Consider the following 26,247-nt stretch of genomic DNA (forward strand, 5'->3'; position numbering starts at 1 on the left):
CCAAAACCGCTTGTGCGGCGGGGTGCCGACCGGCGATCGTGGGCCGGTCCGTCAGCCGATCACGCGAGGTGAGTGTGCACCTGTCCAAGGCCGGTGACCCGGAAAGGGCCGGTATCGACTCGGTGGGGGTGGGGGCCGATCCGGTGGGGGCCGACCCGGCAGGAGCGGTGGCCGAATCGGCGGGGGCCGGGGCCGAATCGGCGGGAGCCGGGGCTGAGTCGGCGGGGGCCGGGGATGGCTCGGCGGGGGCCGCGGCCGAATCGGCGGGCAAAGGGCGCGGAGGGGGCGGAGGGGTCGACGTCGGCGGCGGCGCGGGACCGTCCGGCCTCAGCCGCGGCATGGTGCTGTTGCTCGCCGTCACCTGTGGCGTGGCCGTCGGCAATGTCTACTTCCCCCAGGCCGTCAGCCCGTTGGTCGCCGACGGCCTGGGCGTGTCGGCCGACACCGCGGCGCTCGTCGTGACGGCCACCCAGTTCGGATACGCGGGCGGCATCTTCCTCCTGGTGCCGCTCGGCGACCGCATACCGTACCGCCCGCTCATCGTCACGCTCCTCTCCCTCGCCGGGCTCAGCCTGCTCGGGGCGGGCCTCGCGCCCGGGCTCTCGCCGCTGCTCGTGGCGAGCGTCCTCGTCGGTGTCACCACCGTGATCGCCCAGGTCATCGCGCCCACGGCGGCGGGCCTCGTGCCCGAGGAGCGCCGCGGAGCCGTCGCGGGCACCCTGCTGAGCGGCTCGATCGGCGGCATGCTGCTGTCCCGCGTCTTCGGCGGCGCGGTGGGGGAGTGGCTGGGCTGGCGCGCCCCGTACCTGATGACGTCGGCCGTCGCCCTGCTCCTCGCGTGCGTCCTGGCCCGCGCGCTGCCGAGGTCGACGGCGCCGTCCCGGCAGCGCTACCCCGCGCTGCTCGCCGAGTCGTTCCGCCTCCTGCGCACCGAGCCGGACCTGCGGCGTTCCGGCTTCTACCAGGCGATGATCTTCGGCGGCTTCTCGGCCCTGTGGACGGGTGTCGCCCTGCTGCTCACGGGCCCGGAGTACGGGATGGGCGCGTCGGCGGTCGGCCTGCTCGCCCTGGTCAACGCGGCGACCATGATCTGTACGCCGGTGGCGGGGCGGCAGGTGGACCGGCGGGGCTCCGACGCGGTCAATCTGGTCTGCATGCTCGCTGTCCTGGTGGCCTCCGCCGTCCTCTTCGTCGGTGGCTCCGGCGGGGTGGTGGGGCTCGTCGCCCTCGGGGTGGGATCGCTGCTGCTCGACGTGGCGATGCAGTCGGGCACGGTCGCCAACCAGGTACGGATCTTCGGGCTGAGCGACGAGGCGCGCGCCCGCCTCAACACGGCGTACATGACCTGCGCCTACCTGGGCGGAAGCGTCGGCTCCTGGCTCGCGGTACGGGCCTACGGCGCCTTCGGCTGGCCGGGGGTGTGCGGGCTCGTGGCACTGCTGACCGTCCTGGCGCTCGCCCGGCACCTGGCGCACCTGGCGCATCTGCGGGGCGGTGCGGGCCGGGCGGCCGTCACGCCCCGGCGGCGACCAGGTCGTCCGCCGCGCCGTTGACCGGCTGAGGCGTGCCGGTCAGGTCCATGGTGAACAGCGGCACGTCGAGGGTGTCCGCGCGGGCGCGGGCGCCGGCCGTGTACCCGGCGAGGGAGAAGCAGACGCAGGTGACGGGGGTGTCGCCCGCCTCCGTCATGGCAGTGAGCCACAGACACTCGATGTCCCGCAGAGTGGTGGGCCGCAGCCCGGGCTCCACCTGCGCCAGCACGCCGCGCGCGGTGATCCGGGACCCCGAGGGCGGGCGCCGGGTGGCGCTGCGTGTATGGAGGTAGCCGAGCCACCGCAGGTAGAGCGCGGCCACGGTCACGGCGTCGTGGGCGTCGCGGATCGTGACGGGGCGGAAGGCGGGGCGCGGGCGCGGAGACTCCGCCCGACCGGGTGGCTCTGCCCTACCCGGAGGCTCGGCCCGCCCCGGCGACTCTGCCGGACCCGGAGGCTCCGCCCGACCCGGCGATGCGGACGCACCCGGCGATGCGGGCCCACCCGGCGACGCGGGCCCACCCGACGGCGCGGACGCACCCGGCGATGCGAGCCCACCCGGCGATGCAGGCCCACCCGACGGCGCGGGCCCACCCGACAGCTCAGCCCCGCCCGGCGATGCAGCCCCGCCCGGCGATGCAGCCCCGCCCGGCGATGCAGCCCCAGCCGACAGCTCGGACCCATCACCCCCCGCATTCGACGGAATGACGGGAATGCGAAGAATCGCCCCACACGCGCAGCCCAGCTCCGGCTGCGGCCACTGACCCCCGCGCCCGCAGGCCCCGCAGCGCACCGTGACCCACTCGTCCGCCCACGTCCGGTCCGTGACCGGGACCGGCGCCGCGTCCCTGGCCACCGGCGGGGTCACCCGGGCGCCGCACGCGCAGGGGTAGGCCGGGGGAGCGTACAGATGCTCGCGCCGGCAGTCCGGGCACCGTATCGGCGTGCCACCGTCCGTCACCGTCACCACCGCCTGCCGTGGGCCGCCCACCGTGTGCCGTCCGTCCGGGCGGACACCCCGCCACCCCGCCACCCCTCGGGTCCTCGGGTCCTCGGGTCCTCCGCCTGGCCTCTCCCCTCATCCTCCACCCAAGGGGTGCCCGGCGGCGGCAAGTTGGGTCAACGGGTGAACCGGGCTCCGACGAGGTGTTCGCCCGGTCTCTCTTGACGGTCTCCGGCGTGCCCGCTTACATTGCTTCCATATAGCAGAACAAAATTTCCACAATGCGGAAACAGAAGCTCACCGCGGGGCGCGACGGGAGCCGGATCCGCCAGCCGAATCCGGCAGCCGAAGAGCTGTCGAAGCTGTCGAAGCAGGAGAACCCCATGGCTCGTATGACCGCTGCCCGCGCGGCAGTTGAGATCCTCAAGCGCGAAGGCGTCGGCAACGCGTTCGGTGTGCCGGGCGCCGCGATCAACCCCTTCTACAAGGCGCTCAAGGAGGGCGGTGGCATCGACCACACCCTCGCCCGCCACGTCGAGGGCGCCTCGCACATGGCCGAGGGCTACACCCGGGCCAACCCGGGCAACATCGGCGTCTGCATCGGTACGTCGGGCCCTGCGGGCACCGACATGATCACCGGTCTGTACTCCGCGATCGGCGACTCGATCCCGATCCTCTGCATCACCGGCCAGGCGCCGACACACCTCCTGCACAAGGAGGACTTCCAGGCCGTCGACATCGCGACGATCGCCAAGTCGGTCACGAAGATGGCCGTCACGGTCCTGGAGGCCGCGCAGGTCCCCGGCGTCTTCCAGCAGGCGTTCCACCTGATGCGCTCCGGCCGTCCCGGCCCGGTCCTCATCGACCTGCCCATCGACGTCCAGCAGACCGAGATCGAGTTCGACCCGGAGACGTACGAGCCGCTGCCGGTCTACAAGCCCGCCGCGACCCGCGCGCAGATCGAGAAGGCGATCACCTTCCTCGTCGAGTCCGAGCGTCCGCTGATCGTCGCGGGCGGCGGCATCATCAACGCCGACGCGTCCGACCTCCTGGTCGAGTTCGCCGAGCTCACCAACACCCCGGTCGTGCCGACCCTGATGGGCTGGGGCACCATCCCCGACGACCACGACCTCAACGCGGGCATGGTCGGCCAGCAGACCGGCCACCGGTACGGCAACGCGACGTTCCTGGAGTCGGACTTCGTCCTCGGCATCGGCAACCGCTGGGCCAACCGTCACACCGGCTACGCGCTGGACGTGTACACCGAGGGCCGCACGTTCGTGCACGTCGACATCGAGCCGACCCAGATCGGCAAGATCTTCGCCCCGGACTACGGGATCGCCTCCGACGCCAAGGTCGCCCTCGAACTCTTCGTCGAGGTCGCCAAGGAGCTGAAGGCGGCCGGCAAGCTGCCCGACCGCTCCGCGTGGGTCGCCTCGCATCTGGAGCGCAAGGAAACCCTCCAGCGCCGCACGCACTTCGACAACATCCCCATGAAGCCGCAGCGCGTCTACGAGGAGATGAACAAGGCGTTCGGCAAGGACACGCGCTACGTCACGACGATCGGCCTCTCGCAGATCGCCGGCGCGCAGATGCTGCACGTCTACAAGCCGCGCCACTGGATCAACTGCGGCCAGGCGGGCCCGCTCGGCTGGACCATCCCCGCCGCGCTCGGCGTCGCGAAGGCCGACCCGGACACGCAGGTCGTCGCCCTCTCCGGTGACTACGACTTCCAGTTCATGATCGAGGAGCTGGCGGTCGGTGCGCAGCACCGCATCCCGTACGTCCACGTCCTGGTGAACAACGCCTACCTCGGCCTGATCCGGCAGGCGCAGATCGGCCTGGACATCAACTTCCAGGTCAACCTGGAGTTCGAGAACCAGAACAGCCCCGAGCTCGGCGTCTACGGCGTCGACCACGTCAAGGTCGCCGAGGGCCTGGGCTGCAAGGCGATTCGCGTGACCGACCCGGCGGAGCTCGGCACGGCCTTCGAGCAGGCCAGGAAGCTCGCGCAGGAGCACCGGGTGCCGGTCGTCGTCGAGGCGATCCTGGAGCGCATCACGAACATCTCCATGAGCCCTACGGCCGACATCAGCGCGGTCAAGGAGTTCGAGGAGATCGCCACGGAGCCGGGCCACGCGCCCACGGCGATCCGCCCGCTGAAGGTCTGACACACGGCTCCCCACAGACAGGGGCGGTCCACCCGTGGGGGGTGGGCCGCCCCTTTGGCGTACCCGGGGTGTTGTCAGTGCCGGGCGGCACACTGGCGGGCATGCGACCAAGAGCCGACGCGACGCTGGAGAAGCAGGTACAGATCGCCGCGGAGGCGGCAGCGGACGCGGGCGCGGGGGAGTGCCTGGCGGCCGTGGCGAGGCACCTGCGCTCGGACCCGAGGGGGAACATCCGGGGCGGCAAGAAGCTCCTCGGGCTGCTCGAGGAGGCCCGGAGCAAGGCGGCCGCGGCCGGGGAGTGGCAGGTCGTACGCCTCGTGCAGGACGCCCTGGACTACGCCGAAGGGCGCATCCTCAAGCCGGAGCTGGACGACCGTCTGCGGCTGTTCCGGGACGGCGAGCGCCGCTCCGGCAACGGGGGCATCGGGCGCGTCGTCGCGGCGGGTTACGCCCAGGCGGCGGATGCCTGCGAGAGCTATCTCGCCACGCATCCGCGGGCGTCGGCGCGGGAGTTGTCGGACCGGCTGCGGGACCTGGAGCGGGACGCCCGGTTCCTGGAGGCACCGGCGGACCGCCCGGGGCGCTACGTCGTCCCGCGCGGCAGCGCGGAGCTGGCGCTCTGGCTGGAGCGCATCCTGCGCGACGGCCGCATCGACGTCGAGGACCCCGCCGAGGCGGCCCGGCGGATCACCACCTCCCCGGAGGCGGTGGCTCTGCTCGCCGCCGATGGCGAGGGGCAACTCGTGCTGCAAGCCGCCGAGTTGAGACGCCGCTCGGCCGGCCTGGAGGAGTTGCGACAGGTCGTCGAGGACCCCGGCGCGTCCGAGCACGACCTGCAGCGTGTGCTCCACGGCCAGCCCTGGATCTTCGGGGGCCGCTATGTCGCCGAGTTCACCCAGCGCCGCCTCGTGCCCGGCGACGAGCTGGACATCCCGCTGCTCCGCGGCGACGGCTCCCTGCACATCGTGGAGCTGAAGCGCGCGACGGGCCTGAAGGGCGCGTTGGTGAAGAAGCATCGGGGGGCCTGGGTGCCGACGGCCCAGGTGCACGACGCCGTGGGCCAAGCGGTCAACTACCTGGTGGGCCTCGACGAGAACCGTGACCGCATCCGCGAGGAGTTCGGCATCGAGACGCGCAGGGCGAGCGCCCTGGTCCTGGTCGGCCACCCCGACGTGCAGTCCGGCGTGCCGGAGAAGGAGATCAACGAGGCGCTGCGGACGTTCAATTCACATGTCAGCCGCGTCGAGGTCCTCACCTACAAGGAGCTCGTCGACAATGCCCGCCTTTCCCTCGCGGGTCCCGCGGACACGGAAGAGCGCCGAGTACGGGACCGTCCGTACTCGGCGCTCTGGCCATGAGGTTCTACGTGGTGACCGCCCGACCGCGCGCGACTGGCGGAACATGCATACGTGCTGCCGGGCGGAGTCTGTGTGAGCCCTCTGGGGGCATCGGCTGGGACCGCGGCGGCTGCGATGGACCGGGGGTTTCCCTCCCTCAGGTCGAGAAGGAAAGCCGTCGGACCTTCACCACCGCACTGGCTCGCAGAGCCGCCGCGGACCTTGCCTGCCCGCGATCGTCACGTACCACCCCTCATCCGGGTCCGTGACGACGGCGCGGGCTCAGCGCCGGTGGGTCGACCTCCCGTCAACTCACCGGCGCAGCCTGGGAGTTGCTCGCTCAGTCCTCGCGCAGGGCGCGGACGGCCGCCTCGACGCGCTTGCCGTAGTCGGCGTCGGCGGCGTGGAAGTGGGCGAGGTTCTTCTCGATGACGTCGTCGCGGGAGACCTGGGACAGGCCACCGGCGATGTTCGCCACCAGACGGGACTTCTCCTCCTCGGACATCAGGCGGTAGAGCTCGCCCGCCTGGAAGAAGTCGTCGTCCTTGGTGTGGGTCGCGGCCGCGTGCGTGCCGGTGTACCCGGCGACGGCGAGCGGCGCGGACAGCGGCTGGCCGGTCTCGGCCGGGCCGTCGTACGAGTTGGGCTCGTAGTTCTTGCGGTCGCGGCCGTAGGCGTTGGACGCCATCAGGCCGTCGCGGCCGTAGTTGTCGGCCTTGGTCGCCTTGGGGGCGTTCACGGCGAGCTGGGTGTGGTTGACGCCCAGGCGGTAGCGGTGCGCGTCCGCGTAGGCGAACAGGCGGCCCTGGAGCATCTTGTCGGGGGAGGGACCAATGCCCGGAACGAAGTTGTTCGGGGAGAAGGCGGCCTGCTCCACCTCCGCGAACACGTTGTCGGGGTTGCGGTCCAGGACCAGACGGCCCACGCGCTGCAGCGGGTAGTCCGCGTGCGGCCACACCTTGGTGAGGTCGAACGGGTTGAAGCGGTAGTCCGCCGCCTCGGCCGCCGGCATGATCTGCACGTGCAGCGTCCAGGACGGGTTCACGCCCCGCTCGATGGCCTGGAGCAGGTCCGTCTGGTGCGAGTTGGCGTCCTTGCCCGCGATCTCGGCGGCCTGGTCGGCGGAGAGGCTGCGGACGCCCTGGTTGGTCTTGAAGTGGTACTTGACGAAGAAGGCCTCGCCCTTGGCGTTCGTCCACTGGTAGGTGTGCGAGCCGTAGCCGTTCATGTGACGGTACGAGGCGGGGATGCCGCGGTCGCCCATCAGCCAGGTCACCTGGTGCGTGGCCTCGGGGGCGTGCGCCCAGAAGTCCCAGACGTTGTCCGGCTCCTGCTTGCCCGTGAAGGGGTCGCGCTTCTGCGAGTGGATGAAGTCGGGGAACTTGATGGGGTCCTTGATGAAGAAGACCGGGGTGTTGTTGCCGACGAGGTCGTAGTTGCCCTCTTCGGTGTAGAACTTCAGCGCGAAGCCGCGCGGGTCACGGACGGCGTCCGCGCCGCCGAGGCTGTCGGCCACGGTCGAGAAGCGCAGGAAGACCTCGGTGCGCTTGCCGATCTCGCCGAGGAAGTCGGCGTGGGTGAAGCCCGTGACGTCGTCGGTCACCTCGAAGTAGCCGTACGCGCCGGAGCCCCGGGCGTGCACGACGCGCTCCGGGATGCGCTCACGGTTGAAGCGGGCCAGCTTCTCCAGGAGGTGCTGGTCCTGGAGGAGGATCGGGCCACCGACGCCGGCGGTGGCGGAGTTCTGATTGTCGGCGACGGGGGCGCCGGACTCGGTCGTGAGCACACGCTTCGACATGGTGGCGAGGTTGACCTTCCGTACGGAACTGCTTCAACTGCAGACGGTGTTCGGGAGCGTATGGACCCCTGAGCAGCTACGTCAACAGTTTGTTGAAGTTTTTGGGTGGGCCGTGTCCACGACATGGAGTACGGCATGGGGTACGGCAGAGGGTTCCGGACCGCGGCGACGCCTGGGCGCGACAGGACAGGTGTCAGCGCCGCCGCGGCCCGGAAGTTCAGGGGGAGCTCCGGACTAGAGCTCGGCGCCCGAGAGGCGCTCGACGGAGCGCAGCAGGGCGGAGTGGTCCAGGCCGCCGTCACCCTGCGTGCGCAGCGAGGCGACGAGCTGGGCGACGACCGCGCCGACCGGCAGGGCGGCACCGACGTTGCGGGCGGCGTCGGTGACGATGCCCATGTCCTTGTGGTGCAGGTCGATCCGGAAGCCGGGCTTGAAGTCGCGGTTCAGGAAGTTGTCCTTCTTGCGGGTCAGCACGGTGGAGCCCGCGAGACCGCCGTTCAGGACGTCGAGCGCGGCCTTCAGGTCCACGCCGGACTTCTCCAGGAAGACCACGGCCTCGGCGCACGCCTGGATGTTGACGGCGACGATGAGCTGGTTGGCGGCCTTGACGGTCTGACCCGAGCCGTGCGGACCGCACAGCACGATGGTCTTGCCCAGGGCCTCCAGGAGCGGCTTGGCCTCGTCGAAGTCGGCCTGCTCACCGCCGACCATGATGGAGAGCACGGCCTCGATGGCACCGGCCTCGCCACCGGACACCGGGGCGTCCAGGACGCGCAGGCCCTTCTCCTTGGCGGCCTTGGCCAGGTCCACGGAGGTCTGCGGCGTGATCGAGGACATGTCGACGATCAGCGCGCCGGACTTCGCGTTCTCCAGGATGCCGTCGGCACCGTACGCGATGGCCTCGACCTGCGGCGACGCGGGCACCATCGTGACCACGACATCGGCGTCCCGGACAGCCTCCGCGATGGACTTCGCGGCGGTGCCGCCGGCCGCGGCGAGGCGGTCCAGCTTGTCCTGCTCCAGGGTGAAGCCGGTGACGGAGTAACCCGCCTTGATCAGGTTCTCGGACATGGGGGAGCCCATGATGCCGAGGCCGATCCACGCGATCTTGGGAAGGTTGCTCATGAGGGTGTCTCTCCTACTGCTCTCAAGCGTGTCGTACGTCGATGAGTGGCCGCTCAGCGTGCGGCGCGGGCCTCGGCGGGCAGCCAGTCGAAGGCCTCGGCGCTCGGGGCGTCGCCCGGCTTGTACTCCAGGCCGACCCACCCCTCGTAACCCGCCTTCCTGAGCTGGTCGAGGAGACCCTCTAGGGGCAGCGATCCGGTGCCGGGGGCGCCGCGGCCGGGGTTGTCGGCGATCTGCACGTGGCCGGTCCTGGACACGTACTGCTCGATGACCGACGGCAGGTCCTCGCCGTTCATGGACAGGTGGTACAGGTCCATGAGGAACTTGGCGTTGCCGAGGCCGGTGGCCGCGTTCACCTTGTCCACGATCTCGGTCGCCTTGGGCGCGCTCACGATCGGGCACTTCGGCGACTCGGGGGCGTTCAGCGCCTCGATCAGCAGGATCGCGCCGACGCGGTCGGCCTCGCGGGCCGCGAGCACCAGGTTCTCCAGGGCGAGTTCGTCCTGGACGGCCGGGTCCACGCCCTCCACGCGGTTGCCGTACAGCGCGTTGAGCGCCGTGCAGCCGAGGGACTTGGCGAAGTCCGCCGCCACCGCGAGGTTCGCGCGGAACTTCTCGCTCTCCTCGCCGGGGATCGACAGGGCGCCGCGGTCGGGACCGGGCAGCTGCCCGGCGTAGAAGTTCAGCCCCACCAGCCGCACGCCCGCGTCCTCGATCGCCTTCTTCAGGGCGTCGAGCTCGGACTGCTCGGGGGTGGGGGCGTCGACCCAGGGCCACCACAGCTCGACCGCGCCGAAGCCGGCCTTCGCGGCGGCCGCGGGGCGCTCCAGGAGCGGGAGCTCGGTGAAGAGGATCGACAGGTTCACATTGAAGCGCTGGTCGGAGTATCCCATGGGGCTTCCGCGCTCCTTCCGTATTGCGGAAGTTCATTTCTGCTTGATGGAAGACTGCCTGTGGTCTGCGGAAGCTGTCAAGAGGGGGCTGCCGAAAAATCGAGCCGCGGCGTTAGGTTGTGGAGCGTGCGATTGAGAGTGGAGTTCACGACCGAACCCTTCGATCTCGACGAGGCCCCCGCGCATGCGCTGGTGGCCCGTGAGGTCATTCAGGGGGCCCCGCTGGACGCCGTGGACGTAGGTCCCTTCGGCAATACGGCGGAGGGGGACGTCGACGCGGTGCTGACCGCGGTCGACGCGATGCTGCGCCGGTCCCTGGGTGCGGGCGCCACCCGCGTCTCGCTCCAGGTCAACGTGATCGGCGAGCCGGGGGAGCCGGCGGACCCGGGGGAGGCGGATAAGTGACCGGTTTCGGGGACGACCCCTTCGTCACCGCGGTGAAACCGCTGGTGGACGCCATGGGCGGCGAGATGATGCCGCCCGACGAGGCGGGGATCGACGACGTGGTCCTGGCCTGGGAGGGCCAGGACGTGGTGGCCGTGCGGCTGCCGCAGCTCGCCGACTCCCTCGACCACATCCTGCTGGCCCTGGAGCGCAAGCAGGGGCGGCCGCTCTCCGAGCTCGACCGCAAGGCGAAGCAGGAGGTCGTACGCATCCTGGAGGCGCGCGGCGCGTTCTCCGTCCGGCACGGCGTCGAGACGGTGGCCGGAGCCCTGGGCGTCAGCCGCTTCACGGTGTACAACTACCTGAACAGGGAGAACGCCGCGAAAAGCGAGTGATTTCCGACGGGCCGCACCGGTCGCACCGGTCTTCCCCGTCACTCTGTGGCGCTGAGCCGTCACCCGTACCACCGGGTGGCGGCTTCTTTGTTCAAGTTATTTCAACAAACTGTTGACGCGGTGTTGTTGAAGGTCTTAGCTGTTCCGCAGCCCGTCCAGCACAAGGCCACGGAGGCTCCCCGTGACTTCGAGTACGACACCGGGTCTCACCCGGTTCAACGCCTTGGAGGAGGCCGCGGCCACCGCCGCCCTCCACGAGGCCTGCGCCTCTTCGGCGTGGGGAAGCAAACTGCTTGCCCAGCGCCCGTACGCCACCGTCGAAGCCCTCTTCGCCGCGAGCGACGCCGCCATGGCCGAGCTCACCGCCGAGGATCTGGCCGAGGCGATGGCGGGGCACCCGCCGATCGGCCGCCCGAAGCCGGGGGACCCGACCTCCGCCCGCGAACAGCGCGGGATGGCCGGTGCCTCCGAGGAGCTCAAGACCGAACTGCTCGAACTGAACCTGGCCTACCAGGAGAAGTTCGGTCACGTCTTCCTGATCTGCGCGACCGGCGCGACCGCCGAGTTCATGCTCGGTCAGCTCAAGGCCCGGATCGAGAACGAGGCGGAGGGAGAGCGCGAGATCGTCCGCAGCGAACTGGGCAAGATCAACCGCATCCGCCTGACCCGCCTCGTAGAAGAAGGAAGCGACGCATGAGCACGGAAACGACCGCTTCGGTGTCCACGCACATCCTGGACACCAGTGTCGGGCGCCCCGCCGAGGGCGTCGCCATCTCCCTGACGGCCCGCAGCGGGCCGGACGCGGAGTGGCAGCCGCTCGGCGGCAGCGCGACCGACGCGGACGGGCGCTGCAAGGACCTGCCGGCCCTGCCGGAGGGCACCACCCACGTACGGCTCGACTTCGAGACCGAGTCGTACTTCCTGACCGAGCACGACCAGCAGAACAAGCAAGCCGAGGCGCAGCAGGACGCCCCCGCGAATCGGGACAGCGGTGCGACCGGTGCGTTCTTCCCGGAGGTGGCGATCACGTTCGCCGTCACGCCGGGCGAGCACTACCACGTACCGCTGCTGCTCAACCCGTTCGGCTACTCCGTTTACCGAGGGAGCTAGCAGACATGCCCACCATTCTGGGACAGAACCAGTACGGCAAGGCTGAGAACCGGGTCGTAAAGATCACGCGGGACGGCGACACCCATCACATCAAGGACCTGAACGTCTCCGTCGCGCTCTCCGGCGACCTGGACGACGTCCACTACAACGGCTCGAACGCCAACTGCCTGCCGACGGACACCACGAAGAACACCTGCTTCGCGTTCGCCAAGGAATACGGCATCGAGTCGGCCGAGCAGTACGGCATCCACCTCGCCCGGCACTTCGTGGACAGCCAGCCCTCGATCCACCGCGCGCGCATCCGCATCGAGGAGTACAGCTGGGAGCGCATCGGCGGCTCCGACAGCAACTCCAAGTTCATCGGCGCCGATGAGGTCAAGCACTCCTTCGTCCGCAAGGGCCAGGAGACGCGGCTCGCCCAGATCACGTACGACGGCGAGAACTTCGAGGTCCTCTCGGGTCTGAAGGACCTGACCGTGATGAACTCCACGAACTCCGAGTTCTGGGGCTACATCAAGGACAAGTACACGACCCTCCAGGAAGACTACGACCGCATCCTCGCCACCTCCCTGTCCACCTGGTGGCGGCACAACTGGACCAACGACGAGCAGCGCATGCCGAGTTGGGAGCGGTCGTACGAGCAGGCGAAGAAGCACATCCTGCACGCCTTCGTGGAGACCTACTCGCTGTCGCTCCAGCAGACGCTGTACCAAATGGGTTCGCGGGTCATCAACAACCGCAGCGAGATCGACGAGATCCGCTTCTCCGCGCCCAACAAGCACCACTTCCGTCAGGACCTCTCGCCCTTCGGCCTCGACAACGCCGCCAAGGACGGGGCCGTCTACTACGCCGCCGACCGCCCGTACGGCCTCATCGAGGCCACGATCCTGCGGGACGGCGTCGAGCCGAAGATCCCGGTCGACATGACCAACCTCTGACGCGGGATGCGCGCCCCCGCTCCACCGCAGTGGGCGGGGGCGCGCCACACCGGAGGGAACATCCGCAATGGCACAGCCTGCAAAGGGGCCGGCAGCAGCCGAAGGCCCGTGTTCCACCCCATCGGACACAGCTGACAGCGCATCAACTGCCGACTGTCACCCGGTGGATGAGAAGCTCCACCCCTCGCGGCTCGTCCCCGCCGCGCTCCAGCACATCGCCGCCATGTACGCGGGTGTGGTCACCCCTCCGCTCATCATCGGCCAGGCCTGCGGCCTGGACACCGTCGCCCAGACCCGGCTCATCGCCGCCGGGCTCCTCATCGCCGGTCTCGCCACCATCCTGCAGACCCTCGGCGTCAAGGGCTTCGTCGGCAACCGCCTGCCGTTCGTGAACGCCGCCTCCTCGGCCGGCATCGCGCCCATCCTGGCCATCGCCGAGACCAATGCCAAGGGCGACCAACTCCCCGCGATCTACGGCGCGGTGATGGTCGCGGGCGTCTTCTGCCTCGCGGTCGGCCCCTTCTTCGGCAGGCTGCTCCGCTTCTTCCCGCCGCTGGTCACCGGCGTCGTCATCACCCTCATCGGCGTCACGCTGATGCCCGTGCCCGTGAAGTGGGCGCAGGGCGGCGACGAGACCGACCCGACCTTCGGCAACATGAAGTACCTGGCGCTCGCCGCCTTCACGCTCGTCGTGATCCTGCTCTTCCAGCGCTTCGGCCGCGGCTTCCTCAAGCAAGTCGCCCTGCTCGCGGGCATGTTCATCGGTACGCTCGCCGCGATCCCGTTCGGCATGGCCGACTTCACGTCGGTGCAGACGGCCCCGCTCGCCGCCCTGCCCACGCCGTTCGCCTCCGGCGCCCCCGTCTTCCAGCCCGCCGCGATCCTCTCGCTCTGCATCGTGATGCTGGTCCTGATGACCGAGTCCGCGGCCGGCATGCTCGCCCTCGGCGAGATCTGCGAGCGCAAGACCGACGGGAGGACCATCACCCGCGGCCTGCGCACCGACGGCATCGCGACGCTGGTCGGCCCCGTCTTCGGCGGCTTCCCGACCTCGGCCTTCGCGCAGAACGTCGGCGTGGTCTCGCTGACCCGGGTCCGCAGCCGGTACGTCGTCGCCGTCGCCGGTGGCGCGCTCATCGTCCTCGGCGCCTTCCCGGTGCTCGGCGCGGTCGTCAACGTGGTCCCGATGCCGGTACTCGGCGGCGCGGGCATCGTCCTCTTCGGCTCCATCGCGGTCAGCGGCATTCGTACGCTCTCCGAGGCGGGCCTGGACGACAGCTCCAACATCATCCTGGTGGCCGTGGCGCTCGGCGCGGGCATCATCCCGCTCGCCGCCCCCACCTTCTACGCGGACTTCCCCGCCTGGGCGCAGACCGTGCTCGGCTCCGGCATCAGCGCCGGTGCCCTGGTCGCCGTCTCGCTCAACCTGTTCTTCCACCATCTCGGCACCCGTGGCTCCACCGCCGCGGCACTCAAATCTTCCTAGGGTCATGCCGTGCCCACATCGCCACCAGCACGAAAAGGAAGCACCATGGCAACCTCGGCAAACCCCGCAGGACCCGTAGAGCGCATCGTCATCGAGAACGCCGCCATCGCGACCGTCGACGCCCAGGACACCGAGTACGCCTCGGGCCACATCGTCGTCGCGGGCAACAAGATCGAGTCCATCGGCGCGGGCAAGGCCCCCGAGGGCCTGGCGAACGTCGTACGCCGTGTCGACGCCACCGGCCACCTCGTCACCCCCGGCCTGGTCAACACCCACCACCACTTCTACCAGTGGATCACCCGGGGCCTGGCCACCGACCACAACCTGTTCAACTGGCTGGTGGCGCTCTACCCGACGTGGGCGCGCATCGACGAGCAGATGACGTACGCGGCCGCGCAGGGTTCCCTCGGCATGATGGCCCGCGGCGGCGTCACCACCGCCATGGACCACCACTACGTGTTCCCGCAGGGCTCCGGCGACCTCTCCGGGTCGATCATCCGTGCCGCCTCCGAGATGGGCGTCCGCTTCACCCTGGCCCGCGGTTCCATGGACCGCAGCGAGAAGGACGGCGGCCTGCCGCCGGACTTCGCCGTCGAGACCCTGGAGGGCGCGCTCGCCGCGACCGAGGAGACCGTCAAGAAGCACCACGACGCCTCCTTCGACGCGATGACGCAGGTCGCCGTGGCGCCCTGCTCGCCGTTCTCCGTGTCGACCGAACTCATGAAGCAGGGCGCCGAGTTGGCCCGCCGCCTCGGCGTGCGCCTGCACACCCACGGCAGCGAGACGGTCGAGGAGGAGAAGTTCTGCCACGAGCTCTTCGGCATGGGCCCGACCGACTACTTCGAGTCCACCGGATGGCTCGGTGAGGACGTGTGGATGGCGCACTGCGTCCACATGAACGACTCCGACATCGCCGCGTTCGCCCGCACCGGTACGGGTGTCGCGCACTGCCCGTCCTCCAACGCCCGCCTCGCGGCCGGCATCGCCCGCGTCCCCGACATGCTGAAGGCCGGCGTCCCGGTCGGCCTCGGCGTCGACGGCACCGCGTCCAACGAGTCCGGCGAGCTGCACACCGAGCTGCGCAACGCGCTCCTCATCAACCGCCTCGGCGCCCACCGGGAAGCCGCCCTGAACGCCCGTCAGGCCCTGCGCCTTGGCACGTACGGCGGCGCGCAGGTCCTCGGCCGGGGCACGCAGATCGGGTCCCTGGAGGCGGGCAAGCTCGCCGACCTGGTGCTCTGGAAGATCGACGGCATCGGACACGCGTCCATCGCCGACCCGGTGACCGCCATCGTCTTCGGCGCGGCGGCCCCGGTCACGCTCTCCCTCGTCAACGGCAAGCCGGTCGTCGAGAACGGCCGCCTGCTGCACGCCGACGAGGACGCCATCGCCCGCTCCACGCGGGACCAGGCGCAGCGTCTCGCGCGGATCGCCGCCGGGAGCTGAACCCAAGAACTCCGGTCGGGGGGGACGGCCCTTGACCGGACTTGAGCAGCCGAGCGGGCTGCTCAAGTGCCGCCCCGGAACGTGGCCCAAAGCTTCGCGTTCCCGGGGCGGTCAGTAATACCTGGGCGCATTTCCACAACCACATACCGAGCAAGTCCTTGCACCACGCACCACCTCCCAGAAGCGAAAAGTGCCGGCGGCCCAGCCGGTACTGGAAAACAACCGGAGGAGCCACAGTGGCCACTCAGCCCAGGTTCACCAAGCAAGGCACCACCCCAGGCACCGGCCCAGGTGCCGCCCCCGACCCGGACACCGACGACGGGTCCATACGCGCCGACGGGGCCGTACACCCCGTCGACGAGAAGCTCCCCGCCCTCAAGATGGCCACCACCGGCCTCCAGCACGTGGCCGCCATGTACGCGGGCGTCGTCGCCCCGCCGCTCATCGTCGGCGCCGCCATCGGCCTCTCGGCCAAGGAGCTCACGTTCCTCACGGGCGCCTGCCTCTTCACCGCGGGCCTCGCGACCTTCCTGCAGACCCTCGGCTTCTGGAAGATCGGCGCCCGGCTGCCCTTCGTCAACGGCGTCACCTTCGCCGGTGTCGCCCCCATGCTCGCGGTCGTCGAATCGACCGACAACAAGGACGACGCGCTGCCGGTCATCTTCGGCGCGGTGATCGTCGCCGGTGTGCTCGGCTTCATCGCCGCCCCGTTCTTCTCGAAGATGATCCGCTTCTTCCCGCCCGTGGTGACCGGCACGGTCATCACCCTCATCGGCATCTCGCTGATGCCGGTCGCCTTCGGCTGGGCGCAGGGGCCCGTCCCCGGCGCCGACGACTACGGCTCGATGAAGAACCTGGGCCTGGCGGGCATCACGCTCGTCATCGTCCTGCTCCTTCGCCGCTTCACCACCGGCTTCGTGAAGCAGATCGCGGTCCTGCTCGGCCTCGTCATCGGCACGCTCGTCGCCATCCCGTTCGGCGTCACGGACTTCGGCCCGGTCGGCGACGCGGACGTCGTGGGCTTCCCGACCCCCTTCCACTTCGGTGCGCCGCAGTTCGCCGCCGCCGCGATCGTCTCCCTCTGCGTGGTCATGGTCGTCTCGATGACCGAGTCCACGGCCGACATGCTCGCCCTCGGCGAGATCGTGGAACGCCCCGCCGACGAGAAGACCATCGCCGCGGGCCTGCGCGCCGACACCCTCGGCTCGGCGCTCAGCCCGCTCTTCAACGGCTTCATGTGCAGCGCCTTCGCGCAGAACATCGGCCTGGTCGCGATGACGAAGATCCGCAGCAGGTACGTGGTCGCCGTCGGCGGCGGCTTCCTCGTCCTGATGGGCCTCTGTCCGATGGCCGCCTCGCTCATCGCGGTCGTGCCGCGCCCCGTGCTCGGCGGCGCGGGCGTGGTGCTCTTCGGCTCGGTCGCGGCGAGCGGCATCCAGACGCTGGTCAAGGCGAACCTGGAGCGCGACAACAACGTGCTGATCGTGGCCGTCTCGCTGGCCGTCGGCCTGATCCCGATCGCGGCGCCGGAGTTCTACCACGCCTTCCCGGAGACGGCGAAGATCATCCTGGATTCGGGCATCTCGACGGGCTGCGTGGCCGCTGTGCTCCTGAACCTGGTCTTCAACCACATCGGCAAGGGCCGCGAGGAGGACGACGTGACGGCTCCGATGGAGCCGGGCGGGGAGATCGCCGAGACACGGGTGCCGGGGCAGGGGCGGGCGGTGGCGCACTGAGGTCCCGGCCCGCGGTCACGGCTCGCGTACGCCGTTCCCTCGCGCGGTCAGGTCCCGCGCGAGGCCACGGCCCGTCACCCGCCGTCCCTCAGCCGTCGACGTCCATCGCGTCCGGGTCGCCGCCCTTGACGACCTTGATGACCTTGCCGCTCGCGTCGCACAGCTCCGCGCGGACGACGTAGTTCGCCTGGATGCCCTTCCAGAAGATGACTTCCTGCTGCTGGGCGAAGGACGTGGTGCCCAGCGTGTCCACCAGGTCGATGCCGCCGGGCGCGTGGATCACGTAGCGCCAGCCGCTGCCGTCCGGCTGCCGCGCCCAGTCGGGCACGTACCCGCCGGGGGAGCGGGTGGTGCTGACGAAACCCGTCCTCTGCAGAAGCTTCTGATAGTGCCGCAGGCTCGCCGGCAGCTTCTCGTTCCAGGGCTTGAACCCCTTGCCGAGTATCTGGTCCGGCGTCCTGCCGTCCCAGCGGTACAGGGGTTCGCTGTCCTTGCGGTAGCGCAGCGGCGGTACGTCGCGGCCCTGCTTCCTGTCCTCGCGCATCGACTTCACCTTGCCGGGGTCGATGCCGTAGGTGCTGTCCCCGAAGCCCGCCGCGGCCTGCGGAGTAGGCGTGGTGGAACGGGGGTGCTTGTCGCGCTCGGCCATGAAGTCGGGGAAGTCGTACTCGCCCGCCTCCGAGTCGGTGCCGCCGTCCGAGAGCTCCTCGGCGTCGGAGAAGTCCAGCCTGTCGATGTCCATCGCCATCGGGTCCTGGCCCGGCGCGCGCTGCACCGTGGGCTGCCCGTCCTGCTGATGGCCGCAGCCGGCGCCGTGCCGGTGCTGCTCCTGCTCCCCGGCGCCCTGCCCGCCGTTCTGACGGAGCATCTGCACCACGGCGGCGTTCCCGGCGGCTCCTTGCAGGGCGCGCAGCCGCTGGAGCGGGTCTTCGGTTCCGGTTGTGGGTCTGCGGGCCGTGTCTCGCGTCTTCCCGGCGGCGTTCGTACGGGGGTGGTCGTGTTCGCGCAACGGGACTCCTCGATCTACAGAGCCACCAAGTCTCCCTGACAGCAGGCGGGTGCGGCCAGAGACCGAAGGGCAAGGTCGCGTGGCTGAACGGGCAGGTGCGGGGCGCGGGCGGTCGGTGCGGGGGTGCCCCGGGGGGCTTCCGCTTTCGGGGTGCGCCGGCCTGCGGCGACGTCGTCGATCCCGGCGGAGGACGACGCCGATCCTGGCGTGAAAGACAGGCCCTGACGTCGACGGCCACCGCATCCACATCCACGCCGCCATCTCCTGCTCTACGTTGACGTCGAATTCATGCCAGACCCGGGCAGGGGGCGACTGCTGAACTCGGAGCCATGACCGCACCGACGACCGCTTCGCCCCCGCCGACGCCCCCCGCAGGCGCGGCCACCGCCACCGGCCGCTCGCCCCTGACCGGCCGGCTCGCGGTCCTCTCCCTCACGTCGGGGATCTTCTCCATCGTCACGACCGAGATCCTCCCCGTCGGCCTGCTCACCCCGATCGGTGACACCTTCGGCACGTCGGACGGCACGTCCGGCCTGATGATGATGGTGCCGGGTCTGCTCGCGGCCGTCGCCGCCCCCACCGTGACGGTCACCACCGGACGCGTCGACCGCCGCCGCATGCTGTGCCTGCTGATGGCGGTCCTTGCCCTCGCCGACTTCCTCGCCGCGTGCGCGCCCGGGTACGGGATGATGATGGTCTCCCGCGTCCTCGTCGGCCTCGTCATCGGCGCGTTCTGGTCCATCGGCGCGGGACTCGCGGCCCGCCTCGTGCCCGCGGCGCAGGCGGGGCGCGCCACCGCCGTCATCTTCTCCGCCGTACCCCTCGGCTCGGTGCTGGGGGTCCCGGCCGGCACCCTTCTGGGGCAGCTCATGGGCTGGCGTGCGGCGTTCGCCGCGATGGGCGTCCTGACGCTGATCGTCCTGGCCGCGCTCCTGCGCACGCTGCCACCGCTGCCCCCGCAGCGCGTGACCCGGCTCACCGTGCTGCGCGACTTGCTCGGCACGGCCCGCGTCCGGGCCGGTCTCGCCGTGACGTTCCTGGTGGTGGCGGCCCACTTCGGCACGTACACGTACGTCACCCCGTTCCTGGCGGAGGTGACGCACGCGGGGCCGACCCTGATCACCGCGTTCCTGCTGGCCTACGGTGCCGCGGGCGTCGCGGGCAACTTCCTCGCGGGCGCGTACGCGGCGCGAGGGCTCCGTACCGCCTTCGCCGCCGCGGCCGGTCTGCTCGCCGCGGTGACGCTGCTGCTGCCCCTGCTGGGGGCGGGGAAGGCGGGCGCCCTCGCGCTGCTCCTGGTGTGGGGCCTCGCCTACGGAGCGGTGCCGGTCTGTTCCCAGACGTGGTTCGCGCGCGCCGCGCCGGAGACGCCCGAGGCGGCGTCGGTCCTGTTCACGTCGTCGTTCCAGGCGACGATGTCGCTCGGCGCGCTGGCGGGCGGAACGGTCGTGGACGCGGCCTCCGTCTCCGTGCTGATGGTCCTCGGCGGGGTCGTCGCGGTGTGCGCGGTGGCGGCGGTGGCGCTCACGTCCCAGCGGGGCACTTCATAATCCGTTGTACGAAGGGCCCCGAGATGTCATACCGTGGTTGGGCTTCCGTGCCGAGGTCTCGGCCGGAGCTCTTGTTCCTGCTGTGTCGATGCTGAGGTGACGTCCTATCAACCAGGCCATGTAGTTGTCCGCGTTCCCCGCGTGCTGTCGTGTCGCACGTGTCCGGGGGCGGACGTCGCGCTGGCCTGAGTTGCGTCACCCCCCCGCAGTTTTCTGTCTTTCTTCCTCCCGGGTGCAGCTCTGCCGTCTGCCCCGGGTTTCGCGTTCTCCCGCGCCGGTGCAGTTGTCGGCAGGGCTCCCCGATTCCTTGGATCAGGAGTTCCGTCGTGTCGTCCGCCGCGCTCGGCAACGAGCCACAGCACACCACCCAGCCCCCGGACCACCCCGCACCCCACCACCCGAAAATGGCCCTGGCCGCCCGGATCGCCCTCCTGGTGCTGCTGGTCGCCGAGCTCATGGACATCCTCGACCAGTCGGTCGTCCTGACCGCTCTGCCCGCGATCCAGGAATCGACCGGTGCGGGACCGGCCGCCGTGCAGTGGCTGACCACCGGCTATTCCCTGCCCGTCGCCGTCGGGCTGATCACCGGCGGGCGCCTCGGCGACCTCTACGGCCGCCGCAGGACGCTCCTCACCGGCACCGTCGTGTTCACCGCCGCCTCGCTGCTGTGCGGCCTCGCCACGGGTCCCGGTGTACTGATCGGCGCGCGCATGCTCCAGGGCGTGGGAGTGGCCCTGATGATTCCGCAGGTCCTGGCGACCCTCCACGTCACCTTCGAGGGGCAGAACCGCAGCAAGGCGTTCGGCCTGTACGGGGCGGTCCTCTCCCTCGCCAACGTGCTGGGCCCGGTGCTCGGCGGGCTGCTCACCGAGGCCGATCTGTTCGGGCTGTCCTGGCGGCCGATCTTCCTGATCAACGTGCCCGTCGGCCTCGCCGTGCTCCTCCTGGGACGCCGGTTCATCCCCGAATCGACCGTCCAGAAGGCCGACCGGCCCGACCTGACCGGCATGCTGCTGTCCGCACTGGCCATCGTCCTGATCCTCGTCCCGCTCACCGAGGGGCACCTCCACCGCTGGCCGCCGTGGTGCTTCGTCATGCTCGCCACCGGCCTGCTCGCGCTCGGCGCCTTCCTGCGCCACCAGCGGCGCAAGCAGGGCAGCGCACCCCTCGTGCCGCTGCCCCTCTTCCGGGGCCGGCAGTTCTCCGGCGGTACGGCCGCGCAGCTGACGCACGGCGTGCTGTGCGGGCTGTTCTTCATGACCTGGACCCTCTACCTCCAACGCGGCCTGGGCATGAGCCCTTTCCACGCGGCCATCGTCTTCGTCCTGCTCTCCTTCGGAGAACTGGCCGGAGCGACGATCGCGGCGAAGAGCGCCGGACGCTTCGCCCGACGATTGCCCCAGACCGGAGCCCTCATCGCGCTCGCCGCGATGGCCGCGTACGGACTCCAGGCCGACGCGGTTCAGGCGGACCTGACCCTGCTGGCGATGACTCCCGCGGTGGTACTGATCGGGTTCGGACTCGGCATGGTGAGCGGTCCGCTCGCCGACATGTCGCTGGCCGGGGTCCCGCACGAGGACGCCGGTGCGGCCTCGGGCCTGTTCAACACCGCCATGCACCTGGGCATCGCCCTCGGCACCGCGCTGACCGCCCTGGTCTTCTTCGCCAGCACCGGCGGCTCGCCCGACGCCGGACTCAACCGTGAGGCGTTCACCACCGTGCTGTGGTGGGTCGGCGGCCTCCTCGCCCTGCTGTGGGCGCTGATGTTCTGCCTGCCCGAGCGGGCGCACGGCGCGGCCGAGCGCTGATCCACTCCGTGGCGCGGCCCGGCGGCCCGTCCGTCGCCGCGCTACGGGTGCTCACCGGGCGAACTTCGCGACGGCCGCCGGGGTCACCGGGGTGAAGAAGTTGACGAGGTTGCCGTCGGGGTCGCGGAAGAGCAGGGAGCGGTTGCCCCAGGGCATCGTGGTGGGGGGTGCGACGAAGTCGGTGACCAGAGCGGTCAGGTTCTCGTGGACGCGGTCGACGTCGTCGACGAGGAACTCGATGATCACGCTGTGGTTGTCCGCGGGGCGGGCCGAGCCGGGGGCGAACAGCGGGACGGTGCGGGTGCCTGCGATCGCGAGGGTCGCGGTGGGGGTGCCCAGCTCCGCGAAGTCCTCGGTGGCCCAGGCGGCCGGGACGCCGGTGGCCTTCTCGTAGAACGCGACGAGGCGCGCGACGTCGTGCGTGATGATGCGGATCGAGACGAAATCCATGGTGTTCTCCCAGGTCAAGAATGTGGTCGCCTAAGGCGCCGCCGTGCCGTGAGGTCGCGGCAATCCGCAGGCTAGGACAGATACAGGACAGAATCGGTCCGGTATCGGCGCTAGGCTCCGACCATGTCTCGACCTACCGGGCGTGTGCTGACCCTCTTGGAGCTGCTGCAGTCGGGCGGCATCCGGACCGTGGCGGAACTCGCCGGGAAACTGGGCGTCGACGGGCGGACCGTGCGGCGGTACGTGGACCATCTGGTCGACCTCGACGTGCCGGTCGAGGCGGTGCGCGGCCGCTACGGCGGGTACCGGCTCGCTCCCGGATACCGTCTGCCGCCGCTCATGCTCAGCGACGAGGAGGCGCTCGCCGCGCTGCTCGGCCTGGTCGCCGGGCGCAGGGCGGGGCTGATGACGGCGGCGGACTCGGCGAGCGAGACGGCGGCGGCCAAGATCCGCAGGGTGTTGCCCGAGCGCCTCGCGCACCGGCTCGACGCGGTCCTGGACTCCCTCGCCTTCACGGCGCCGCCCGGCGAGTCCGCGACCCCGGATGCCGAGGTCCTGCTCACCCTCGCCGACGCGGCGCGTCACCGGCGTCCGGTCTCGATCAGATACGTCGACCGGGGCGGCCGCCGCAGCGAACGCCCCCTGCACGTGTACGGGATCGTCGCCCACGCGGGCCGCTGGTACGTCACGGGCGCGGTCCCCGGCACCGGCGAGGACCGGACCGGCACCGGCGAGGACCGGACCTTCCGGCTCGACCGCATCGAAGGGGCGCGGAACCTGCTCGGCGCGTTCGAGGTGCCGGACGGAGTCGATCCGGCCGAGCGCGTCCTGGCGGGGCTCGCCACGGCCCCGTACCGGTACGAGGTGACCTTGCGGATTCAGGGCACGGCCGAGCAGATCCGGGCCCGGCTCCCGGCCTCCGTCGCGACGCTGGAGGAGCTCGGCCCCGCGTCCGGGGCGGGCGCGGACGCGGGGGCCGAGCCCTGGCTGCGGGTCGAGGTGCGGGCCGAGCGGCTCGACTGGCTGCCGCCGGTGCTCGCCTCCCTCGACCGGCCCTTCGTCATCGAGCGGCCCGACGAACTCCGGGAACTGGTACGCGAGTTCGCGGACCGTATCGCTTCCTGGGCCCGCCGGACCTGATGAGAGAAGGCCGGATAGGGGAAGGCCTGATGCGAGATGGTGGGCCGGCGGTCAGCGGGACGTGCCGCCGCGCGGCAGCCGCACCGTGGTCACGACCCCTCCCGCGTTCTCGTCGTCCGTGCCGAGCAGCAGTGACCTCGTCTCCGGGACGTACTCCATCGCCTCGATCTTGTGGCCCTTGAACTTCCGCAGTACGTCGGGGGACTTGGCGACCGAGAGGCGCACCGCGCCGGAGCTGCTCACCGACAGGCTGCCCGCGTCGTTCACGGCCGAGTCGAAGGGGCCGTCGTCCCCGGCGTCCGAGGCTGAGCTGATCAGGAGGCGGCCGGAGCCCGTGACCGTGATGTCCGAGGCGTGCCGGACGTCGCCCGACGGGTAGGGGGCACGGAAGCGGGCCGTGGTGACCCGGCCGAACTCCGCCTCGCCGTACTTGTTGAAGGAGAACGGCGCCGCGCGCAGCGTCGCCGGGCGGCCCCTGCCCGCGCCCCGGTCGGCCCAGACCGCCGCAAGGCTGCCGTGCCGCGAGGTCAGCGCGAAGCTCTCGTAGTCGTCGCCCTCGGCGATAGCGGGGAGCGGGGAGGTGTCCAGGACCTCGGCTTCGGAGCCCTTCACCTTGAGGTGGTAGACGAGGCCGCGGCTGGCCAGCGCCACGTACTCGGCGGAGGTGCCCGGCACCGCCTCGATCGCCTCCAGGTCTATGGGTTCGGCACCGCCCGCCCAGGTGAGCGGCTCGACGGTGGCGGAGCGGCCGGGGCGGTAGGTGAGATCGGCGACGCGGTTCTGGCCGGGCTTCTTGTTGTCGCGTACGACGACGGCGTGCGTCGCGCCGTCGGCACGGCCGGTCAGCGCGGAGCCGCTGATGCCCGAGGTGATGTCGTCACCGGCCCGCTGCCAGCCGCCGTCCGACGCGGAGGCCGCGGTGGCGGTGGTGGCCGGGCTGTCGGTGGTGGCGCCCGTGACGGCGAGCGCGGCGACGGCGACGGCTGCGGTGGTCAGCACGGTCGTACGGAGGAACATGGGGGTCTCTCACCTCGGTGCAGGTTGACGCGCGTAGATGGGGAGTTGGCCGGGACCGTATCCACTGGGGCCCTGGTGAGGCAAGAGGCGCGTGGCATTGGAGGTGCGCGAGAGGGGGAGGGGACGGAAGCGCGGGGCGCCGAAGCACCCCGCGCGAGCGGACCCTCGGGAAGGCGGCCGAGGACCGCTGACCGTCACCCGATGCGGTACGGGCCCCCGTAGACCTTCCACTCCAGCGGCGTGTCCAGGTTGAGGTTCCGCTTCTTCAGGAACACCCGCTGCGCCGTGTCGACCCGGCTGGTGTCCTCGTGGGCCTCCTCCTGCTTCATCGCCCAGACGCGCGCGTCGAGGAAGGCGTTCAGGTACGCCACCTCGTCGCCGCCCTGGGCCGGCGGCTTGGCCGAACGCAGCGCGCGCTTGCGGATGTTGCGGAAGCTGGTGGAGTCGCCGCCGTCGCCGTGCATGACGATCGCGTCGTAGTAACAGAACTGCCCGAGGACGCCGATGCCGTCCGCCTTGCCCTGCTTGACCGACGGGTTGAAGTAGACGCGGTCGCGCTCGTCGTTCTGCGCCTTGCGGAACTCCGCGTCGGTGTCGGCGGCCCGCTCCCAGTCGCGCTTGAAGTTCGGGTCGAGGCCCTCGTGCGAGTCGGTGCCGTCGACCCTGCGCAGCGCCGGGAGGTACTTGGCCAGGACGTTGCCCGGCTTGCGCTGCGTGTAGAGCTCGACCAGGTCGAGCATGTCGCCGGTGCCGGAGCAGAAGCCGATGATGCCCGCGGTGTAGCCGCGGCCGTCGTCGATGTCCTCGCAGTATCGATACTGCTTCTTCCAGTCGAGCGAGGAGTTCTCCGCGCTGCAGACGATCTGCATCGCGATCTCCTTCTTCGCCGGGTCGTCGAGCCCGCCGGCCGCGCGCGGGGAGGAGGCGGATGTCTGGGTCGCGTTCGCCGCCTGCGTGGCGAGCAGCGGCCCCGCGACGGCCGCCGCGCCCATGACGGCGAGCAGCGTGCGGCGGGAGGTGAGGGTGGTGGTGCGCGTGCGTATGTGGGGGGTCTCCACGAGGGCCTCCAGGTGAGGGAGTTCATGGTTCCGCGTCTGTTAGGAAGGTTTCCTACCAGAGATTTGAGATGACGTATACCCGTCAAGCCGCGATACCTCGGCGGCGCCAAATGGCCGGACCTCGCTCTGGCAGCGCGCCCCACGGGTCCGTACGCTCCCCCTCGCTCACGCAATCCGCTCCAGGCACCCGCACTGCGCTCCACGCACCACAGGCACTTCTCCAACCCCCCTCCGCAGAAATGGAATGGAGAACCATGGCCGGTGCACTGCTGCTGAGCGGCGCCCTCGTGGCGCTCTTCGGCTCGACGCTCCCCGCGCAGGACACGACCTCGATCCTGGACCCGCCGCCCGACAAGATCGTGATCGAGGTCGCCACGGTCAACGGCTCCGGCTGCCCCGCCGGTACCGCGGCCGTCGCCGTGTCCGAGGACAACACGGCCTTCACGGTCACCTACAGCGACTATCTCGCCCGTACGGGTGCGGGGGCCGACCCCACGGCCTTCCGCAGGAACTGCCAACTCAACCTCGTCGTGCACGTCCCGCAGGGCTTCACGTATGCGATCGCCAGCGCGGACTACCGCGGTTACGCCTCGCTCCAGCCCGGCGCCAAGGGCACGGAGAAGGCCTCGTACTACTTCCAGGGGTCGCCCCAGACGGGGGCGATCAGCCACGAGTTCAAGGGGGCCTACAGCGACAACTGGCAGGCCACCGACAGTACGGACTGGGCGCAGCTCGTGTGGGCGCCGTGTGGGGTGAAGCGGAACTTCAACATCAACACGGAGTTGCGTGTCGACGCGGGAACGTCCGACCCCGCGAAGTCGAGCTTCATGACGATGGACTCGACCGATGGGGACATCAGTACCGTGTACCACATGGCCTGGAAGGAGTGCCCGCGCCGTCCGTGAGGTGACGCAGGGGCCC

23 protein-coding genes are annotated in these 26,247 nt (G+C 70.6%); 15 read left to right on the forward strand and 8 right to left on the reverse strand.

Annotated elements, in window-relative coordinates; all coding sequences use genetic code 11:
- The first annotated feature begins 338 nt into the window (after window positions 1-338).
- A complete protein-coding gene (locus ACZ69I_RS24280) occupies window positions 339-1,553 on the forward strand; it encodes an MFS transporter (RefSeq protein ID WP_470834665.1) in 1,215 nt (404 codons plus the stop codon).
- On the opposite strand, the gene ACZ69I_RS24285 is transcribed toward ACZ69I_RS24280, so the two are convergent.
- Complete coding sequence (locus ACZ69I_RS24285) at window positions 1,513-1,860, reverse strand: hypothetical protein (protein ID WP_470834524.1); 348 nt, start codon at window positions 1,858-1,860, stop codon at window positions 1,513-1,515. The two genes, ACZ69I_RS24280 and ACZ69I_RS24285, sit on opposite strands and share 41 nt — an antisense overlap.
- Before the next feature lie 998 nt (window positions 1,861-2,858).
- On the opposite strand from ACZ69I_RS24285, the gene gcl reads away from it, so the two are divergent.
- The gene (gene gcl, locus ACZ69I_RS24290; protein ID WP_470834666.1) at window positions 2,859-4,646 is read left to right on the forward strand and encodes a glyoxylate carboligase; all 1,788 of its coding nucleotides are present in this window, start codon (window positions 2,859-2,861) and stop codon (window positions 4,644-4,646) included.
- Window positions 4,647-4,747: 101 nt separating this feature from the next.
- On the forward strand, window positions 4,748-6,004 hold the full coding sequence (locus ACZ69I_RS24295) for a Shedu anti-phage system protein SduA domain-containing protein (RefSeq protein ID WP_470834526.1): 1,257 nt from the start codon (window positions 4,748-4,750) through the stop codon (window positions 6,002-6,004).
- Between the two features lie 319 nt (window positions 6,005-6,323).
- Here the strand turns inward: ACZ69I_RS24295 and ACZ69I_RS24300 are convergent, their stop codons facing one another.
- From ACZ69I_RS24300 to ACZ69I_RS24310, 3 genes are all read right to left on the reverse strand, one after another.
- Window positions 6,324-7,781: a catalase gene (locus ACZ69I_RS24300; protein WP_470834527.1), complete on the reverse strand. Its 1,458-nt coding sequence runs from the start codon at window positions 7,779-7,781 to the stop codon at window positions 6,324-6,326.
- A gap of 234 nt (window positions 7,782-8,015) precedes the next feature.
- Window positions 8,016-8,906 carry a 2-hydroxy-3-oxopropionate reductase gene (locus ACZ69I_RS24305; RefSeq protein ID WP_467678404.1) on the reverse strand — a complete coding sequence of 297 codons (891 nt, stop codon included), beginning with the start codon at window positions 8,904-8,906 and terminating at the stop codon, window positions 8,016-8,018.
- A 53-nt stretch (window positions 8,907-8,959) separates the two neighbouring features.
- A complete protein-coding gene (locus ACZ69I_RS24310; protein WP_470834529.1) occupies window positions 8,960-9,799 on the reverse strand; it encodes a TIM barrel protein in 840 nt (279 codons plus the stop codon).
- A 126-nt stretch (window positions 9,800-9,925) separates the two neighbouring features.
- On the opposite strand from ACZ69I_RS24310, the gene ACZ69I_RS24315 reads away from it, so the two are divergent.
- From ACZ69I_RS24315 to ACZ69I_RS24350, 8 genes are all read left to right on the forward strand, one after another.
- Entirely contained in the window at window positions 9,926-10,204 is a 279-nt protein-coding gene (locus ACZ69I_RS24315; RefSeq protein WP_467678408.1) for a YkoF family thiamine-binding protein, read from the forward strand.
- The gene (locus ACZ69I_RS24320; protein ID WP_467678410.1) at window positions 10,201-10,578 is read left to right on the forward strand and encodes a helix-turn-helix domain-containing protein; all 378 of its coding nucleotides are present in this window, start codon (window positions 10,201-10,203) and stop codon (window positions 10,576-10,578) included. Before ACZ69I_RS24315 ends, ACZ69I_RS24320 begins: the two co-directional genes overlap by 4 nt.
- 181 nt (window positions 10,579-10,759) lie before the next feature.
- Entirely contained in the window at window positions 10,760-11,275 is a 516-nt protein-coding gene (uraD, locus tag ACZ69I_RS24325; protein WP_470834531.1) for a 2-oxo-4-hydroxy-4-carboxy-5-ureidoimidazoline decarboxylase, read from the forward strand.
- Entirely contained in the window at window positions 11,272-11,688 is a 417-nt protein-coding gene (gene uraH / locus ACZ69I_RS24330; protein WP_467678416.1) for a hydroxyisourate hydrolase, read from the forward strand. The genes uraD and uraH overlap by 4 nt, the downstream gene beginning before the upstream one ends.
- A gap of 5 nt (window positions 11,689-11,693) precedes the next feature.
- Window positions 11,694-12,626, forward strand: a complete 933-nt coding sequence (pucL, locus tag ACZ69I_RS24335; protein WP_306337172.1) for a factor-independent urate hydroxylase — start codon at window positions 11,694-11,696, stop codon at window positions 12,624-12,626.
- 67 nt (window positions 12,627-12,693) lie between these two features.
- Window positions 12,694-14,112, forward strand: coding sequence for a nucleobase:cation symporter-2 family protein (locus ACZ69I_RS24340; RefSeq protein ID WP_467678419.1), 1,419 nt, complete (start codon window positions 12,694-12,696; stop codon window positions 14,110-14,112).
- 45 nt (window positions 14,113-14,157) lie between these two features.
- On the forward strand, window positions 14,158-15,558 hold the full coding sequence (locus ACZ69I_RS24345; RefSeq protein WP_470834533.1) for an 8-oxoguanine deaminase: 1,401 nt from the start codon (window positions 14,158-14,160) through the stop codon (window positions 15,556-15,558).
- 326 nt (window positions 15,559-15,884) lie between these two features.
- A complete protein-coding gene (locus ACZ69I_RS24350; RefSeq protein ID WP_470834668.1) occupies window positions 15,885-17,294 on the forward strand; it encodes a nucleobase:cation symporter-2 family protein in 1,410 nt (469 codons plus the stop codon).
- An 88-nt stretch (window positions 17,295-17,382) separates the two neighbouring features.
- Here the strand turns inward: ACZ69I_RS24350 and ACZ69I_RS24355 are convergent, their stop codons facing one another.
- Window positions 17,383-18,303 (reverse strand): scabin-related ADP-ribosyltransferase, encoded by a 921-nt coding sequence (locus ACZ69I_RS24355; RefSeq protein WP_467678423.1) that lies wholly within the window; start codon window positions 18,301-18,303, stop codon window positions 17,383-17,385.
- 329 nt (window positions 18,304-18,632) lie between these two features.
- On the opposite strand from ACZ69I_RS24355, the gene ACZ69I_RS24360 reads away from it, so the two are divergent.
- Window positions 18,633-19,853 (forward strand): MFS transporter, encoded by a 1,221-nt coding sequence (locus ACZ69I_RS24360; protein ID WP_470834534.1) that lies wholly within the window; start codon window positions 18,633-18,635, stop codon window positions 19,851-19,853.
- A gap of 326 nt (window positions 19,854-20,179) precedes the next feature.
- Window positions 20,180-21,661 carry an MFS transporter gene (locus tag ACZ69I_RS24365; RefSeq protein ID WP_470834536.1) on the forward strand — a complete coding sequence of 494 codons (1,482 nt, stop codon included), beginning with the start codon at window positions 20,180-20,182 and terminating at the stop codon, window positions 21,659-21,661.
- A gap of 51 nt (window positions 21,662-21,712) precedes the next feature.
- Here ACZ69I_RS24365 and ACZ69I_RS24370 read toward each other — a convergent pair whose 3' ends face one another.
- Entirely contained in the window at window positions 21,713-22,111 is a 399-nt protein-coding gene (locus ACZ69I_RS24370; protein ID WP_470834538.1) for a VOC family protein, read from the reverse strand.
- A 123-nt stretch (window positions 22,112-22,234) separates the two neighbouring features.
- Here ACZ69I_RS24370 and ACZ69I_RS24375 point away from each other — a divergent pair, with 123 nt between their 5' ends.
- Complete coding sequence (locus ACZ69I_RS24375; protein WP_470834540.1) at window positions 22,235-23,251, forward strand: helix-turn-helix transcriptional regulator; 1,017 nt, start codon at window positions 22,235-22,237, stop codon at window positions 23,249-23,251.
- Between the two features lie 51 nt (window positions 23,252-23,302).
- Here the strand turns inward: ACZ69I_RS24375 and ACZ69I_RS24380 are convergent, their stop codons facing one another.
- Window positions 23,303-24,268, reverse strand: coding sequence for a hypothetical protein (locus tag ACZ69I_RS24380; RefSeq protein WP_470834542.1), 966 nt, complete (start codon window positions 24,266-24,268; stop codon window positions 23,303-23,305).
- 194 nt (window positions 24,269-24,462) lie between these two features.
- Window positions 24,463-25,326 carry a chitosanase gene (locus ACZ69I_RS24385; protein ID WP_470834543.1) on the reverse strand — a complete coding sequence of 288 codons (864 nt, stop codon included), beginning with the start codon at window positions 25,324-25,326 and terminating at the stop codon, window positions 24,463-24,465.
- A gap of 254 nt (window positions 25,327-25,580) precedes the next feature.
- On the opposite strand from ACZ69I_RS24385, the gene ACZ69I_RS24390 reads away from it, so the two are divergent.
- Complete coding sequence (locus ACZ69I_RS24390) at window positions 25,581-26,231, forward strand: DUF4360 domain-containing protein (RefSeq protein ID WP_467678438.1); 651 nt, start codon at window positions 25,581-25,583, stop codon at window positions 26,229-26,231.
- Window positions 26,232-26,247 lie beyond the last annotated feature (16 nt).

The organism is Streptomyces sp. NPDC036815 (assembly GCF_055609205.1).